The organism is Flavobacteriales bacterium (assembly GCA_016779935.1).
Classification (GTDB): Bacteria; Bacteroidota; Bacteroidia; order Flavobacteriales; family UBA7312.
The window spans coordinates 40,167-56,426 of record JADHMQ010000004.1 but is presented as its reverse complement, the minus strand read 5'-3'; the positions used below and the strand labels follow the sequence as shown (position 1 = coordinate 56,426).

The window sequence follows — 16,260 nt, the reverse complement described above, 5'->3', positions numbered from 1 at the left end:
TTATCTTTGAAAAAGCAAATTAACAAATAATCATTTACATAATGAAGATAAGTAAAGTACTCATTCCGTTATTATTAGTGTTTACCTTTATTTCTTGTAGCGAAGACCCCATTACAAAAGGGGTTATCACTGTTTACGATATGGACGGTAACACTGTCTCTGGTGCTACAGTCGTTCTTTCACAAGAAGAAATAACCGGTGTATCTCAAACGAATGTTGTTAGTACTTTAGTATCTGATTTTAATGGACAAACTGAACATATCTTGGAGTTAGAGGCTTTAATGAATGTTACAGCCTTTACCCTATCTTCTTCAAATGATACCGTTTTACTAGGTCGGTCTGTTATTCGATTCGTTTACGGCAAGACGATTTACAAAGACATCGAAATCCTTCCGACTAACTAAGAGAAATATTCTATTACGGCCTCCTTTATAAGTTTGTCTTGTTCCTTGGGGCTTAAATTAGGGAGTTTTTCTGTTGACTTCCAGTGCGGCCAACCCTCTTCATCATGTCCTTCAAATTCATAATAACCCCACTGACTTAACAAGGCGCAAACAGCAATATGAATGACGTCTAATTTTTGATCTTTATTGAGTTTTAAGTGTCCTTTGCCCAATTCTTGAATTCCTATTAAAAACAAAATTCCTTGAAAATCTAAATCCTCATCAAAGCGTTTGTTTAGATTTTCAACTAAATTGTTCCACTTTAATTTTATTCCGTCATTCATCACGCAAAAATACTACTTTTGAAGTGTTATGAACTACTTAGATATAATTTTGGCAATCCCTCTTTTATGGGGCTTATATAAAGGCGTGTCAAAGGGCATTATAAAAGAACTGGCTTCTCTAGTAGCTTTAATTGTTGGTATTTATGGTGCAGTGCATTTTGCGGATGGTATTCAACCGTATTTGAAAAGTGAACTCTCTATTGAATCCTCCTTTTTACCCATTGTATCCTTTGCCATTACGTTCATAGGTATTGTTTTAGTGGTTCGTTTCGTCGGTTTTATAGTTGATAAAATCATCAAATTGGTTGCTTTAGGTTTAGTAAGCAGATTGCTTGGAGGTGTTTTTGGTGTGCTAAAAACAGCTTTCATAATAAGCGCATTACTGTTGGTGTTTAACACCTTTGACTATCACCTCAACTTAATTCCTTTGGAACAAAAAAGCTCTTCAGTATTATATAAACCTATATCAAATATGATTCCTTCTATCGCCCCAAACGTAAGCGATGGGAATTCATTAATTGATGAAGCTGAAAAAATTTGGGAAGAGGCTGAAGAAAAGATTAACCTTCAATAATCGCGGCAATTCCTGGTAGCACTTTACCTTCTAAGTATTCGAGCATTGCTCCTCCACCTGTTGATACATAACTTACCTTATCTGCTAAGTCGTATTTGTTAATGGCAGCTACTGAATCGCCGCCACCAACTAAAGTATAAGCTCCATTTTTGGTTGCTTCAGCTAACGCTTCGGCAACTGCTTTAGTGCCATGAGAAAAGTTTTCCATTTCGAATACTCCCATAGGACCATTCCATAATACGGTTGATGAGTTAAGAACAACCTCTGAAAATTGAGAGATTGTCTCCTCTCCAATGTCTAGCCCCATATATCCAGAAGGGATATTTTGGACAGTTGAAAGTGAGGTTTGAGCGTCATTATCAAATTGGTCAGCATTTACTGAATCAGAAGGAAGGTATAAGCTAACGTCTTTTTCTTTTGCCTTTTGAATGATGTCAAGAGCAAGGTCTATTTTATCCTCTTCTACTAGCGAATTTCCAACATTTCCGCCCATAGCTTTAATAAATGTGAAGGTCATTCCACCTCCGATAATTAAGTTATCGGCCTCATCCATCAATCGTAAAATAATTGAAATTTTAGACGACACTTTTGCACCGCCGACAATGGCTGTAAATGGTTTTTTTGCCCCTCCAGTAATTTTATTAATATTTTCAATTTCATTGGACATGACATAGCCAAAACACTTATTTTCTTCAAAAAACTGAGCAATGACTGCCGTTGAGGCGTGAGCTCTGTGGGCTGTTCCAAACGCATCATTAACATAAATATCACCTAACTTTGAAAGTTCCTTTGCAAAAGCAATATCACCTGCTGTTTCTTCAGAATTGAATCTGAGATTTTCTATAAGTAACACATCTCCGTTTTCCAATGCGTTTGTCATATCAATAACTTCATTGCCAATACATTGGTCAATAAACTTTACCTCTTGTGATAATAATTTACTCAAGTGTGGAGCAAGATGCTTCATCGATAAGCTATCATCTGCCCCTTTTGGCCTGCCTCTGTGAGACATAAGAACAACTTTCCCGCCACCCTCAAGAACCTTAGTAATTGTCGGTAAAGTTGCGCGCATTCTAGTATCGTCGGTAACATTAAAATTAGCGTCCATAGGAACGTTGAAGTCTACCCTAATTAATACGCGTTTGTTTTTAAAAGAAAATGTGTCTAAGGTCATCTTTGTAAAAAAATTTAGACAAATGTATATTTTCTAAAAGTATTCTAAAAAGGATTTATTCATTACCTTTGAAATCAAGCGATATAGGTCTATGCAATTCAAAGATATCCCTTCAAATGTTAGAGTAAAAAGTCAACTGCTACATGCCGTTGAAAATAATAGGCTTAGCCATGCGCACCTTTTTACTGGGGAAGACGGTTCTTCTAGCCTAGCAATGGCTCTGGCTTTTGCGCAATACTTGATGTGTGAAAATAAAACAGCCTCTGACTCTTGTGGAGTATGTCCTGCATGCCTAAAGTCAGAAAAGCTAATTCACCCCGACCTTCATTGTGTTTTTCCGGTCATTACAGGTAAAGGGACAAATCCCGTAAGCGATCATTTTATAGAAGAATGGAGAGGGGCAATTGCTTCCAATCCTTTTATGTCTGAAGAGGAATGGTACCTCAATTTGGGCGACACCAACAAACAAGGGTTTATAAGCGTATACGAGGCCAATGAACTCAGTAAAAAGACGGTTTTAAAACCCTATGAAAATTCGTATAGAGTAATTATCGTTTGGCATGCTGAAAAGATGCATAATCCAGCGGCCAACAAACTGCTTAAACTACTTGAAGAGCCTCCTGAAAAAACTATATTTATACTATTGACTTCTTCCTCCGAGAATTTACTAGAAACCATAGTTTCTAGATTACAAAACACAACCATTGAGCCTTGTGATGAAAATAATTTAACGAAATACCTCATGGAAATAGAAGGGGTTGAAGAAAAAACAGCCTCCGAAATCAGTCACTTGTCGTCAGGAAGTATAGGACAAGCTCTCAAATTGATTAAAGGAAGTGAATTGTTGGAACAAAACACGGAAGAGTTTCAAAATTGGATGCGAATGTGCTATAAAGCTCGTATTATAGAGCTGACATCTTGGGTAGATATGATTAACAGATGGGGGAGGGAGCAACAAAAAGGATTTTTGCACTATGCATTACACATGGTAAGAGAAAGTTTAGTGCGTAATTTTGCTGACTCTTCTATTCAAAAAGTAAGAGAGGAAGAAGAGCAATTTACCAAAAACTTTGCCCCTTTTATTCATCAAAACAATGCTATTGAAATTATCGAAGAAATAGAGCTAGCCCATAAACATATCTCTAGAAATGGTAGCTCAAAATTTATTTTTATGGATTTGACATTAAAAATGGTTGTTCTTCTTCATGTTAAAAATTTAACTTTGCAAGAAACTAACTAAGGTATGGGTTGTTCAGGATGTTCGACAAAAACGTGTGGCAACAGCCTTCCAAGAGGCTGTAAAAATAATGGGAACTATGGCTCAGGAGGCTGCAATCAACTTTCTGTGTTTAATTGGCTTTCTGATATTCAGACTTCTTCCGAAAAAGAACAATTTAAAGCCGTTGAAGTTCGATTCAAAGGCAGTAGAAAAGAGTTTTTCTTAAATAAAGACAACCTACATCTAATTGTTGGCGATGTTATCGCCGTAGAAGGAAGCCCTGGTCATGACATAGGTGTTGTGTCTATTGTTGGAGAGTTAACAAAACTTCAGATGAAAAAGAAGTTAAAAACCTCTTCTACTGACGGGCTAAAAGTAATCTACAGAAAAGCAAGCGAAAAAGATATCGCTAAATGGCGAGAAGCAACTGCTCTTGAAGAGTCCACTATGTATGGTGCTAGAAAAATTGCCGAATACCTTGGCCTTGAAATGAAAATAAGCGATGTGGAATATCAAGGTGATAAAACCAAAGCTACCTTTTATTATACCGCCAAAGGTCGTGTGGATTTTCGCGAATTAATCAAACGCCTTTCATCCGAGTTTAGAATCCGAATAGAAATGAGACAAATTGGAGCTAGGCAGGAATCGGCTAGATTAGGTGGTATTGGCGCCTGTGGTAGAGAATTGTGTTGCTCATCCTGGCTCACCGACTTTAGAACTGTAAGCACCTCTTCAGCAAGATATCAGCAGTTATCCATTAACCCTCAGAAATTAGCTGGGCAATGTGGTAAACTGAAATGTTGTTTAAACTTTGAGCTGGACAGCTATATGGAGGGTATAAAAGAATTTCCTAGTCCACACACAAAAATCAAAACCAAAGCGGGTAGCTGTTCGTTTATCAAAATGGATATTTTTCAACGTAAAGTATGGTATGCATACGATGATCCCTCAAACGGTCCAATTGTTGAGCTTCCACTAGATTATGTTAACGAAATAATTGAGCAGAATAAAGACGGTAAGATTATCGAAAAGCTTGAGCGTTTCGATGTTGGCGTAGAAGTTGATAAAAACGACTATGAAAATGTTGTTGGTCAGGATAGTATAAACCGTTTTGACAAGAAAAAGAAACGCCGAAAACCAAAAAACAAACGTTTCGTAAAACGAAAAACAAACGCTAAATGATAAAAGGGATATATATACTATTGGTCGCTGTACTATTGGTCGCTTGTGACTCTAATAGGCTTTATGAAAAAAATATATCAATAGATAATGATGTGTGGAGTTTGGGACAAATACCAAGCTTTGAATTTGAGAACACAGACACTGTCTCTGATGTAAACCTAATTATAAATGTTCGTCACTCTAGCATATACCCCTTTTCAAATCTTTGGCTTTTTATACACACCCTTTCACCATCTGGTTCGACTCACGTCGATACTCTTGAAGCTGCGTTATCACAAAAAGACGGGAAGTGGTTGGGTGATGGGCTAGGTGACATTTGGGATTTGCAGTTGCCCTTTAAAACCATTCAGCTGAATGAGTCTGGCACTTACAGATTTAAAATTGAGCAAGCTATGAGGCATGGTAATCTGTCTAAAATTGAACTCCTTACTGGTGTAATGGAAATTGGTTTAAGGATTGAAAACGTAGAATAATTATGAAAATAACCTCCATAAAACAAAAGGTCTTTTCTATCTGGCTAGTTATACTAAGCCCCATTATGTTGTTGTCAGTCGTATTGTACTTAACGTCGACAGGGTTTTTTGGTCCTTTGCCTTCATTTGAAGAATTAGAAAACCCTAAAAATAATCTAGCTACTGAAATCATTTCTTCAGATGGCGTTACACTTGGCAAATACTTTTTTGAGAATAGAAGCAAAATTACCTATGATGAGTTATCGCCGCAATTAGTGGATGCGCTTTTAGCAACAGAAGACATCCGTTTTAGAGAGCACTCTGGTATTGATGTTCGCGCGCTATTAAGAGCCGTTAAAGGACAATTAAGCGGAAGTAGTGCGGGTGGGGCAAGTACCATTACGCAACAACTGGCGAAGATGTTGTTTACCAAAACTCCTGCCTCAGGAATAGAAAGGGTAATGCAAAAATTTAAGGAGTGGATTATTGCTGTAAAACTGGAGCGTCAATATTCTAAGGATGAAATTCTGAGTATGTACCTCAACGGGTTCGACTTCATTAACAATGCAGTGGGCATTAAGTCTGCCGCACAAATTTATTTCAATACAAGCCCAAAAGAGCTTTCTTTGCAAGAGTCTGCAATGCTAGTTGGAATGCTTAAAAACCCCTCTTTATACAATCCAAACAGAAGGCTTGAACTCACTAAAGGCAGAAGGAATGTTGTTCTTTCTCAAATGAGAAAATACGGTTTTATCTCCGAAACAGAATACAATTCTGTATCAACTTTACCAATCGTTTTAGACTTTAAGAAAGCCAGTCACAATGAAGGACTTGCCCCTTATTTGAGAGAAAACTTGCGAGGAGTTTTGAAAAACTGGTGTGATAATAATGTGAAAGCAGACGGCACAAATTACAATCTATATACCGATGGTCTGAAAATTTACACCACCATTAACTCTAAGATGCAACAACACGCTGAAGAGGCTGTACACACACACATTTCTTCTTTACAAGATGATTTTTTCAAACACTGGAAAGGCTATACCAACGCTCCTTTCCCAAAAGATTTTGAACAAAAACAAATCGATAACATTTTGGAATTGGGAATGAAACGTTCTGAGCGTTACAGAAAGCTCAAATTAAATAACTTCTCTAGCAATGAAATAAAAAAGGTGTTCAGAAAAAAAGTCCCTATGACTGTCTTTTCTTGGAAAGGAGAAGTCGATACTATCATGAGCCCAATGGATTCTATAAGATACTATAAGTACTTTATTCACTCAGGAATGATGAGTATGAATCCAAATACAGGTCATGTGAAGGCCTATGTTGGCGGTATCAACTACAAACATTTTAAATACGATCATGTAAAAGTGGGTAAACGACAAGTAGGCTCAACCTTTAAGCCTTTTCTTTATGCCCTTGCCTTACAAGAAGGTTATTCTCCGTGCTATGAAGTGCCAAACGTTCCTGTTGTATTTGAAAAAGAACAATGGGGCTTGCCTGAAAAAGATTGGGTGCCTAGAAACTCAGACGATAAATACGAAGGTTTAATTATGAACCTAAAGTTTGGTTTAGCAAATTCTGTAAATACCATTACAGCTTACATTATGAAGCAGTTTGGACCACATTCAGTACTAGATCTTGCAAAGAAAATGGGAATCACAAGTAAGTTGTCTCCCGTTCCGTCAATTTGCTTAGGAACCTTTGATCTTTCTGTTTATGAAATGGTAGGGGCATACTCAACCTTTGTGAATAAAGGCATATGGACAGAGCCAATTATTGTGCAAAGAATTGAGGACAATAATGGCATATTATTACAAGAATTTAGTCCTAAAACCAATGAGGCTATGAGTGAAAAAACTGCTGACCTAATGGTAAGAATGTTACAAGGCGTAGTTGACGGCGTATACAATCCGCGTGCAGACGTTACTATGGGCACGGGTGTAAGGCTTAGAAGGAAATATAAATTCGAAAACGAAATTGGCGGAAAAACAGGAACCACTCAGAATAATTCAGACGGATGGTTTATGGGTATTACGCCAAATCTAGTAACAGGTGTTTGGTCAGGAAATGAAGACAGAAGCGTTCACTTTAGAACCACTTTCTATGGTCAAGGAGCAAATATGGCTTTACCTATATGGGCAGAATACATGGACAGGGTTTATAAAGACACTGCAACTTTAGGGATTTATCCAGATAAATTTGACATTCCTCAGTCTATAGATTTGATTTCAGATTGTGGCTCAAAAGATAACGGAAGCATAGATTACGAAGAAGAATTTTAATACTTAAAACATGATAAACAAAGAAGTTAAATCAATCGATGAGGCCATTAAAGGTGTAGAAAGTAATATGACTTTTATGCTTGGCGGTTTTGGATTATGTGGTATTCCTGAAAACTGCATTGAGGCTCTATCAATTTCAGGAATTAACGGCTTAACCTGCATATCAAACAACGCAGGCGTGGACGATTTTGGGTTAGGCCTACTGCTCCAAAAAAGACAGATAAAAAAGATGATTTCCTCATACGTTGGCGAAAATGCTGAGTTTGAACGACAAATGCTGAGCGGAGAGCTTGAAGTAGACTTAATTCCTCAGGGTTCGCTAGCTGAACGATGTAGAGCTGGTGGAGCTGGCATTCCAGCATTCTTCACACCAGCAGGATATGGTACTGAGGTCGCAGAGGGAAAAGAAGTCAGAGAATTTAACGGTCAGCCCCATATTCTTGAAAATGCACTTGTAGCTGACTTTGCATTTGTAAAAGCCTGGAAAGGCGATACAGCAGGAAACTTGATTTACAAAGGTACTGCCAGAAATTTTAACCCAATGATGGCCATGGCGGGTAAAATTACTGTGGCTGAAGTGGAACATCTTGTTCCAGCAGGGGAATTAGACCCTGCAAGTATTCATACGCCAGGTATTTTCGTGCAGAGAATCATTCAAGGAAGTAATTACGAGAAAAGAATCGAACAACGAACTGTAAGAACTAAAGACTAATGGGACTAGATAAAGTTGGTATTGCAAAACGTATTGCAAAAGAATTAAAAGACGGTTACTATGTAAACTTAGGAATAGGCATTCCTACTCTTGTAGCCAATTATATTCCAGAAGGAGTTAATGTAGAATTTCAGTCAGAAAATGGTGTTTTAGGAATGGGTCCATTCCCCTTTGAAGGTGAAGAAGATGCTGACTTAATAAATGCAGGTAAACAAACTATAACAACTTTAGATGGTGCTGTATTTTTTGATTCAGCTAATAGTTTTGCTATGATTAGAGGTAAACATGTGCAACTAACAGTATTAGGGGCAATGGAAGTATCCGATCAGGGCGATATCGCTAATTGGAAAATACCAGGAAAGATGGTAAAAGGTATGGGCGGGGCTATGGACCTAGTGGCTTCTGCTGACAATATCATTGTAGCTATGATGCACACCAATAAAGCAGGCGATAGCAAGCTGTTGAAATCGTGCAGTTTGCCATTAACAGGTGTAAAATGTGTAAAGAAAATTGTAACCAATCTAGCAGTACTTGAAGTAACTGATAATGGCTTTAAGTTGTTGGAACGAGCACCAGGCGTTAGTGTTGAAGAAATTCAAGATGCAACTCAAGGAAGGTTAAATGTGAATGGAGAAATCCCAGAAATGAGTATATAAAAAAGATGTCGAGGCGTTAACCTCGACATCCCACTTAACCTTAACAAGTTCATTTATGAAGCGTAAGCTATCATTACTTTAAGACTGTAAATATACAACGGTACTTACCCTTAAAAAAGTATTTTTCGACGACTCATTAAATTATTGGATAAAGGAGGATAAGTAACAGATAAAAAGAATCTCTCTTTGAAATATTATCAAAAAATCTAATCTTGACTTAATAATTAAGAAAAAAAAGATGCCGAGGCGTTAACCTCGGCATCCCACTTAACCTTAACAAGTTCATTTATGAAGCGTAAGCTATCATTACTTTAAGACTGTAAATATACAACGATGCTTACCCCTAAAAAAGTGATTTTCGACGACTCATTAAATTATTGGATATACAGGGGATATGGCCGGATGAATGAAGAAAAGCAGCTTATGCTTTAGCTGTTTTCTTTATATTTTCCTTTCTTCCTTCAGGAATTGCCGCAATCAAACGTTGCGTATATGCCGTTTTAGCTTCTGAATAAATCTGATCGGCATCACCCATTTCTTCAATTTTACCATTTTGCATCACAACCATTCTGTCACTCATGTATTTTACAACTGATAAATCATGTGATATAAAAATGTAGGTTAATCCGAATTCCTTTTTCAAATCATTCAAGAGGTTAAGTACTTGAGCTTGAACAGACACATCTAAAGCTGAAACAGACTCATCACAGATTATGAATTTAGGGTTTACCGCTAAGGCACGAGCAATACCAATTCGTTGACGCTGACCACCTGAAAATTCATGTGGGTATCTATTAAAATGCTCTGCTCCAAGGCTAACTTTTTCTAACAATTCTTCCACTCTTTGTTTTCTTTCCTCATCGTTATCTAAGATCCCGTGAACTTGCATAGGCTCCATTATAGCATTTCCAATGGTCATTCTGGGGTTTAAAGACGAATATGGGTCTTGGAAAATAATCTGAACTTCTTTTCTAAATTCACGTAATTCTTTTTCATCAAATGATGCAATGTCTCTACCGTTGTACAGCATATGCCCTTCAGTTGGTTCATTTAGCCTAAGAATTGTTCTACCAGTAGTTGTTTTTCCACAACCTGACTCGCCAACCAGACCTAAGGTTTCACCAGGGTAAACATCAAAACTAATATCGTCAACAGCTTTTACATAATCAGTAATCCCGCCAAAGAATCCATTTCGGATGGGGAAATATGTTTTAAGATTATTAATTGTAAGAATGGGTTCATTTGAAAACAGCTCTTTTTGTGCTTTTTCTCTTTCGCTTTTAGAAATAACTAAGTCTTTAGTGAACTCCTCTACAGAAATGTCATTAGCGATGTTTTCGCCTTTGTCGTTAGTTTTCATAAAGTCTCCTACCGTTGGTAAAAAGGTATATCTTTTATCCATTGGTGGGCGACAAGCTAAAAGACCTTTGGTGTAAGGGTGTTGTGGGTTGTTGAATATATCCCACACGCTTCCCTGCTCTACAATATCTCCTTTATACATAACTACAACCTTGTCGGCTAGCTCGGCAATAACACCTAGGTCATGAGTAATAAATAATATTCCCATATCATGCTCTTTTTGTAGCTTCTGCATTAACTCCAGAATGGTTTTTTGAACGGTAACATCTAGAGCTGTTGTGGGTTCATCAGCCACTAAAACAGATGGTTGACACGACATTGCCATTGCAATCATCACCCTTTGTTTTTGACCTCCAGAAATCTGATGAGGATAAGTGCTAAAAATTCGATCTGGGTCTGGAAGTTGAACTTCCTGGAATAACTTAATTGTAAGGTCTTTAGCGTCCGATCTACTGATGTTTTGGTGAAGCATAATCGCTTCCATTACTTGGTCTCCACATGTAAAAACCGGATTAAGAGAAGTCATAGGCTCTTGGAAAATCATGGCAATATCATTTCCTCTATGCGTTCTCATTTCTTTTTCAGAAAGCTGTAGTAAATCTACTTTCTCTCCGTCTTTTTTATGAAAAATTATTTCTCCATTTGCAATTTTACCTGGAGGGCTTGGGATAAGTCGCATCGCCGATAATGAAGTAACCGACTTTCCTGAACCAGATTCACCAACAATACCAATAGTTTCGCCTTTATTAAGTGTAAAGCTGATGTTATTAACTGCTGTAACTACTTTTCCTTCTGTGTGAAATTCAGTTACTAAGTTTTTAAATTCTAATAAGGTATTGCTCATGATTAATAGTATTTAATATGGCCTCAATTTAGGGGTTATCATTTAATTATGCAACTTCTATTTGCTCTTCTGTGAGAATAGGCCTACACATGTATTTAAGTAAAATTTGCGCTACGGTTAAGGTGTCTTTTTGGCAATAGTTTTTTATGCGTTCAAGGTCTTTATCTTGCCAATACACTTTAGAAACCTGACTTCCATCTATGTCATCTTTAGGGGTAGGAATACCAAATAATGCTGCTAGTAGTTTTATAGAAGTATAATGTTTATAGTCGCCAAACTTCCACATTTCCATAGTGTCAAGATGACGAACTTCCCACGGTTTTTTGCCAGAAATCTCTAATATTTTAGGCAATTGTATACCGTTGACTAGCATTCTTCGGCATAAGAAGGGATAATCAAACTCTTTGCCATTATGTGCACACAAATAGTGTTTTGGGGTGGAGAATTTTTCGTCTAACAACAATTTTAAATCTTCTAGTATTGCTTTCTCATTGTCTCCATAAAAGGATTTTATTCTGAAAAAATGCTGCCCTTCCTTTTCATACAAATAGCCGACTGAAATGCATATGACTTTGGCAAACTCTGCCATTACCCCCGCTTTAAGTCCGTAAAACTCCTCTGGACTTTGCTGGTCAGAACGTTGCCAACGTGTTTTTTCTGCCCACAAGCTTTGAAACTCTTTAGGCAGTTCCGAAAAATCGGCTGTAACAGGGACTGTTTCTACGTCGAGGAATAGTATTTTATGAATGGAAATATTTTCAAGCATGGCTGAATTAAACTAAAATCATTTCAAACTGTTGAGCAAGATAAACTTTTAACTTTTGTTTAACCTCTTCCACATCCACTTCTTTGCCCAACTCTTTTTGCATAGAGGTCACCGATTTGTCAACGATGCCACAAGGTATGATATTTCCAAAATAGGAAAGGTCGCAGTTAATATTAAACGCTAAGCCGTGCATCGTTACCCATCGGCTTGAGCGAACACCAAGGGCACATATTTTTCTGACCTTATCTGTCCCAACGTCAAACCAGACGCCTGTTTCACCGTCGGAACGTTCGCCTTTCAGACCGTAATCTGCTAAGGTATTGATAACCGCCTCTTCCAAAAACCTCAAGTATTTATGAATATCTGTAAAGAAATTGTCTAAATCTAAAATGGGATAACCCACAATCTGACCTGGCCCGTGATAAGTGATATCTCCGCCCCTGTTGATTTTGTAGAAAGTCGCTCCTCTAGACTTTAGGTAATCTTCATTCACTAAAAGGTTTTTTTCATCTCCACTTTTACCTAAAGTATAGACGTGAGGGTGTTCGCAAAACAATAAATAGGAAGTGGTAGAATCTTCGCTATTATTACGGCGATTTGCCTTCTTGATTTCTATAATCTCATCAAAGCGTTTTTCTTGATAATCCCAAGCTTCTTTATAATCAATAAGCCCTAAATCCTGAAAAACAACCTTTGGCATACTTATACTTTAGCTAATGACCCTTTAAGGAAATTGATAACATCTATTTCAATAGCGTCAACATTATTCATTTCAGATAAATACCACGACACCCAGTCGCCTAAGTGAATGTGGTATAAAGAGTTCTCAATTCTTGAGTCGCCTTTACTCCATACCTCAGAAATGTTGTCTGTATATTTAGCTAACACTTCTTTGTTGATGTCAATTCTTACTTGATTTCTATCGTAATCACAAGAATTTCTAAAATATACAACGCCTAGCTTATCGGTGTTGACTCTCCAGCCTAATAACTCATTGTGGTTCATCTCTGGAATGACATGGTGCCAGCACAACATTTTACTATTTTCATTGATTTGCTGACGAAAACGAATGCCTACACCTTCAAAGCCAGCAGCAGTGTATATTACTGGAGTAGTTCCAAATAATTTGTCGGCTAGGGCTTTTGCTTCTGTTCTTATAGACTCTTCGTGCTCATCTAAAAGAGCTATTCCTTTTTCAAACTCCAATTGGAATGAGTCATTGATTAATCCATAATGGTGAAGCAAAAAGAACAATTGAGTAAATGAATACCCAAACATAGCTCTAGGTGGTTGGCCTCCAGGGATTTGAATAAGGTTAAAGCCTTTACTTTTGGCCAATTCAGCTAGTTTTCCACCAGAAGTTACGCAAGCAATCTGTGCGTTTCTTTTCTGACAAGCCTCTAAAGCATATAGAGTTTCTTCTGTGTTGCCCGAATAAGATGATGCAATTACTAAAGTGTTTTCATCTACAAAGTTTGGAATGCTGTAGTCTTTACTTGCACAAATCGGCACATTGATGTGTTCAGCTACAAGGTCAGCAACAATTGTTCCGCCAATTCCTGAGCCACCTAAACCACAGATTAGTATATTGTGAATATCAGCAACTGAATCGTCTAGCATAGTAGACCTGCCTATTTCTAAGGCTTCTGTCAAGTGGTTAGTAAAGTCGCTGATATAGTCGTTCATTTTCATAATCAATGGGATATATTTATAAGGTTAAATTTTGAAGTTCCAAAAGTACGAAAATCAGCAGTTAATATTTAATATCTTTGCCGAAAATAAATTCTATGAATCGCACGCTGTCAGAACAAGAAGTTGTAAGACGAGAGTCTCTTCAGAAACTAATTGACTTGGGTATTAACCCATACCCTTCAGAACTCTTTGAAGTAAATGTATCTGCTGAAGAAATAAAGAAAAACTATACGTCTGACAAACTTGGGTATAAAAACATTCAAATTGCTGGTAGGCTAATGAGCCGAAGGGTAATGGGAAAAGCTGCTTTTGCAGAATTACAAGATAGTACGGGTAGAATTCAACTTTACTTCAATAGAGACGAAATTTGCAGCGGTGAGGACAAAACTATGTACAATACGGTCTTTAAGAAGCTCCTTGATATTGGCGATTTTATAGGTGTTAAAGGCTATGTTTTTACTACTAAAGTGGGTGAAATTTCCATTCATGTTGAGAGCTTTACGGTCTTAACAAAAACACTACGACCACTTCCACTTCCTAAAATGGATGCCGACGGAACTGTTCATGATGCATTCACTGATCCAGAAAAAAGATACCGTCAGCGTTACGTTGACTTGGTGGTAAACCCACAAGTCAAAGAGGCTTTTGTAAAGCGTACTCATCTGACAAACTCAATGCGTTCATACCTCAACGACAAAGGGTATTTAGAAGTTGAGACGCCTATTTTGCAGCCTATCTATGGTGGTGCGGCAGCGCGTCCATTCAAAACACACCACAACACTTTGGATATGCCACTTTACCTTAGAATTGCCAATGAGCTTTACTTGAAGCGTCTCATTGTTGGTGGTTTTGATGGGGTGTATGAATTTTCAAAAGACTTTAGAAACGAGGGGATGAGCCGTTTTCATAATCCAGAATTTACACAAGTCGAATTGTATGTTGCTTATAAAGACTACAATTGGATGATGGACTTAGTAGAGGAAATGGTAGAAAAAATTGCCCTTGACCTTCACGGAACTACTGAAGTTCAAGTTGGTAACAACACCATTAATTTCCAACGTCCTTGGAAACGCTACACCATGTACGAGGCCATAGAGCATTTTACAGGTATAGACATTTCCGAAATGGATGAGAGAACAATGGCTGAAACCGCCAAAAAACTAGGTGTAAGTATCGACTCTTCTATGGGCAGAGGGAAGCTAATTGATGAGATTTTTGGTGAAAAATGTGAGAGCCAACTTATTCAACCAGCATTCATCACAGATTATCCTGTTGAAATGTCGCCACTAGCCAAAAAACATAGAGATAAAGAAGGTTTGGTTGAGCGATTTGAAGCGATTTGTAACGGAAAAGAGATTTGTAACGCATTCTCTGAATTGAATGATCCTATTGACCAAAGGGAGCGTTTTGAAGAGCAACTACAACTCGCAAAAAGAGGTGATGAAGAAGCTATGGTTTTAGATGAAGATTTTCTACGTTCAATTGAATACGGAATGCCTCCAACTGCTGGGCTGGGAATTGGAATTGATAGGCTTTCGATGATAATGACGAATAGTAATTCTATTCAAGATGTGTTGTTCTTCCCACAGATGAAACCAGAACAAAAAGCATTCGAAGAATAATGGCTAACTTCCAAAAAATAGCGGTAATTGGAGGGGGTAGCTGGGCGACTGCCATCGTAAAAATGCTCTCTGAAAATAGAGACGACATATTGTGGTGGATTAGGAACTCAGAGAACATCAAGCATATTAAAAAGTACGGAAATAACCCTAACTATATAAGTGCCGCTGAACTTGACCCATATAAACTCACTATTAGTGACGACCTCAACGAAATCGTTGATCAAGCCGATTGCATAATACTCGCTGTACCATCTGCCTTTCTACGAAGTGTCTTAAAGCAAATGGACTGCTCTTTGAAAGATAAGTTTGTAATCTCTGCTGTTAAAGGGATTATCGCTGAAAAAAACAGAATCATAGGCGAATACCTTCACAATAAGTTTGAAGTCCCTTATGAAAACATTGGCGTGCTGACAGGTCCTTGTCATGCTGAAGAAGTCGCTTTAGAGCGTCTTTCCTACTTAACTATTGCCTGTGAAAATATTGAAAAAGCCGAATGGTTTGCCGAGCAAATAAGTTGCCGATACATTAGGACTAATATTTCAGAAGACATCTTCGGGACTGAAATTGCTGCTGTACTTAAAAACGTCTTTGCTATCGCTTCTGGCATCTGCCATAGCTTAGGGTATGGGGATAATTTTCAAGCGGTTTTGGCGTCTAATTCAATTAGAGAAATCAAACGCTTTGTAGATAATGTTCACCCCATAAAAAGAGACATAAAAGAATCGGCATATTTAGGAGATTTGCTAGTCACCATGTATTCTCAATTTAGTAGAAACCGAACTTTTGGCAATATGATTGGCAAAGGCTATTCTGTAAAGTCAGCACAACTGGAAATGAATATGGTTGCTGAAGGCTATTATGCTGTTAAATGCATAAAAGAGATTAACGACGAGCATAATATTGATATGCCCATAACTAATGCGGTTTACAATATTTTATACGAAAAAATATCGCCAGTTATTGAGATGCGTTTGCTCTCAGATAATCTGAGTTAAT

At 37.6% G+C, this 16,260-nt stretch carries 16 protein-coding genes; 10 read left to right on the top strand and 6 right to left on the bottom strand.

Going from position 1 to position 16,260, the window contains the following annotated elements; genetic code table 11:
- Positions 1 to 41: 41 nt before the first annotated feature.
- On the top strand, positions 42 to 404 hold the full coding sequence (locus tag ISP73_03605) for a hypothetical protein (protein ID MBL6657672.1): 363 nt from the start codon (positions 42 to 44) through the stop codon (positions 402 to 404).
- Here the strand turns inward: ISP73_03605 and ISP73_03600 are convergent.
- Positions 401 to 727, bottom strand: a complete 327-nt coding sequence (locus ISP73_03600) for a hypothetical protein (protein ID MBL6657671.1) — start codon at positions 725 to 727, stop codon at positions 401 to 403. The two genes, ISP73_03605 and ISP73_03600, sit on opposite strands and share 4 nt — an antisense overlap.
- A 28-nt stretch (positions 728 to 755) precedes the next feature.
- Here ISP73_03600 and ISP73_03595 point away from each other — a divergent pair, with 28 nt between their 5' ends.
- The gene (locus ISP73_03595; GenBank protein ID MBL6657670.1) at positions 756 to 1,301 is read left to right on the top strand and encodes a CvpA family protein; all 546 of its coding nucleotides are present in this window, start codon (positions 756 to 758) and stop codon (positions 1,299 to 1,301) included.
- On the opposite strand, the gene ISP73_03590 is transcribed toward ISP73_03595, so the two are convergent.
- Positions 1,288 to 2,475, bottom strand: a complete 1,188-nt coding sequence (locus ISP73_03590) for a phosphoglycerate kinase (protein MBL6657669.1) — start codon at positions 2,473 to 2,475, stop codon at positions 1,288 to 1,290. The two genes, ISP73_03595 and ISP73_03590, sit on opposite strands and share 14 nt — an antisense overlap.
- 91 nt (positions 2,476 to 2,566) lie before the next feature.
- Here ISP73_03590 and ISP73_03585 point away from each other — a divergent pair, with 91 nt between their 5' ends.
- The 6 genes from ISP73_03585 to ISP73_03560 are packed head-to-tail and all read left to right on the top strand — an operon-like array spanning position 2,567 to position 8,981.
- Positions 2,567 to 3,715 carry a DNA polymerase III subunit delta gene (locus tag ISP73_03585; protein MBL6657668.1) on the top strand — a complete coding sequence of 383 codons (1,149 nt, stop codon included), beginning with the start codon at positions 2,567 to 2,569 and terminating at the stop codon, positions 3,713 to 3,715.
- A gap of 3 nt (positions 3,716 to 3,718) precedes the next feature.
- Positions 3,719 to 4,876 carry a hypothetical protein gene (locus ISP73_03580; GenBank protein MBL6657667.1) on the top strand — a complete coding sequence of 386 codons (1,158 nt, stop codon included), beginning with the start codon at positions 3,719 to 3,721 and terminating at the stop codon, positions 4,874 to 4,876.
- On the top strand, positions 4,873 to 5,349 hold the full coding sequence (locus tag ISP73_03575) for a gliding motility lipoprotein GldH (GenBank protein MBL6657666.1): 477 nt from the start codon (positions 4,873 to 4,875) through the stop codon (positions 5,347 to 5,349). Before ISP73_03580 ends, ISP73_03575 begins: the two co-directional genes overlap by 4 nt.
- 2 nt (positions 5,350 to 5,351) lie before the next feature.
- A complete protein-coding gene (locus ISP73_03570; GenBank protein ID MBL6657665.1) occupies positions 5,352 to 7,613 on the top strand; it encodes a transglycosylase domain-containing protein in 2,262 nt (753 codons plus the stop codon).
- A gap of 10 nt (positions 7,614 to 7,623) precedes the next feature.
- On the top strand, positions 7,624 to 8,325 hold the full coding sequence (locus ISP73_03565) for a CoA transferase subunit A (protein MBL6657664.1): 702 nt from the start codon (positions 7,624 to 7,626) through the stop codon (positions 8,323 to 8,325).
- On the top strand, positions 8,325 to 8,981 hold the full coding sequence (locus ISP73_03560) for a CoA transferase subunit B (protein ID MBL6657663.1): 657 nt from the start codon (positions 8,325 to 8,327) through the stop codon (positions 8,979 to 8,981). The genes ISP73_03565 and ISP73_03560 overlap by 1 nt, the downstream gene beginning before the upstream one ends.
- Positions 8,982 to 9,402: 421 nt before the next feature.
- On the opposite strand, the gene ISP73_03555 is transcribed toward ISP73_03560, so the two are convergent.
- From ISP73_03555 to ISP73_03540, 4 genes are read right to left on the bottom strand one after another with little or no spacing between them, the layout of a single operon-like run.
- Positions 9,403 to 11,184 (bottom strand): ABC transporter ATP-binding protein, encoded by a 1,782-nt coding sequence (locus ISP73_03555; GenBank protein MBL6657662.1) that lies wholly within the window; start codon positions 11,182 to 11,184, stop codon positions 9,403 to 9,405.
- Between the two features lie 46 nt (positions 11,185 to 11,230).
- Positions 11,231 to 11,950, bottom strand: coding sequence for a 3'-5' exonuclease (locus ISP73_03550; GenBank protein MBL6657661.1), 720 nt, complete (start codon positions 11,948 to 11,950; stop codon positions 11,231 to 11,233).
- Positions 11,951 to 11,957: 7 nt separating this feature from the next.
- On the bottom strand, positions 11,958 to 12,650 hold the full coding sequence (gene lipB, locus ISP73_03545) for a lipoyl(octanoyl) transferase LipB (GenBank protein MBL6657660.1): 693 nt from the start codon (positions 12,648 to 12,650) through the stop codon (positions 11,958 to 11,960).
- Between the two features lie 2 nt (positions 12,651 to 12,652).
- On the bottom strand, positions 12,653 to 13,642 hold the full coding sequence (locus ISP73_03540) for a bifunctional phosphoglucose/phosphomannose isomerase (GenBank protein ID MBL6657659.1): 990 nt from the start codon (positions 13,640 to 13,642) through the stop codon (positions 12,653 to 12,655).
- Positions 13,643 to 13,737: 95 nt separating this feature from the next.
- On the opposite strand from ISP73_03540, the gene lysS reads away from it, so the two are divergent.
- Together lysS and ISP73_03530 are read left to right on the top strand one after the other, a co-directional pair.
- The gene (gene lysS / locus ISP73_03535) at positions 13,738 to 15,264 is read left to right on the top strand and encodes a lysine--tRNA ligase (GenBank protein ID MBL6657658.1); all 1,527 of its coding nucleotides are present in this window, start codon (positions 13,738 to 13,740) and stop codon (positions 15,262 to 15,264) included.
- Positions 15,264 to 16,259 carry an NAD(P)H-dependent glycerol-3-phosphate dehydrogenase gene (locus tag ISP73_03530; GenBank protein ID MBL6657657.1) on the top strand — a complete coding sequence of 332 codons (996 nt, stop codon included), beginning with the start codon at positions 15,264 to 15,266 and terminating at the stop codon, positions 16,257 to 16,259. Before lysS ends, ISP73_03530 begins: the two co-directional genes overlap by 1 nt.
- Position 16,260: the final 1 nt, after the last annotated feature.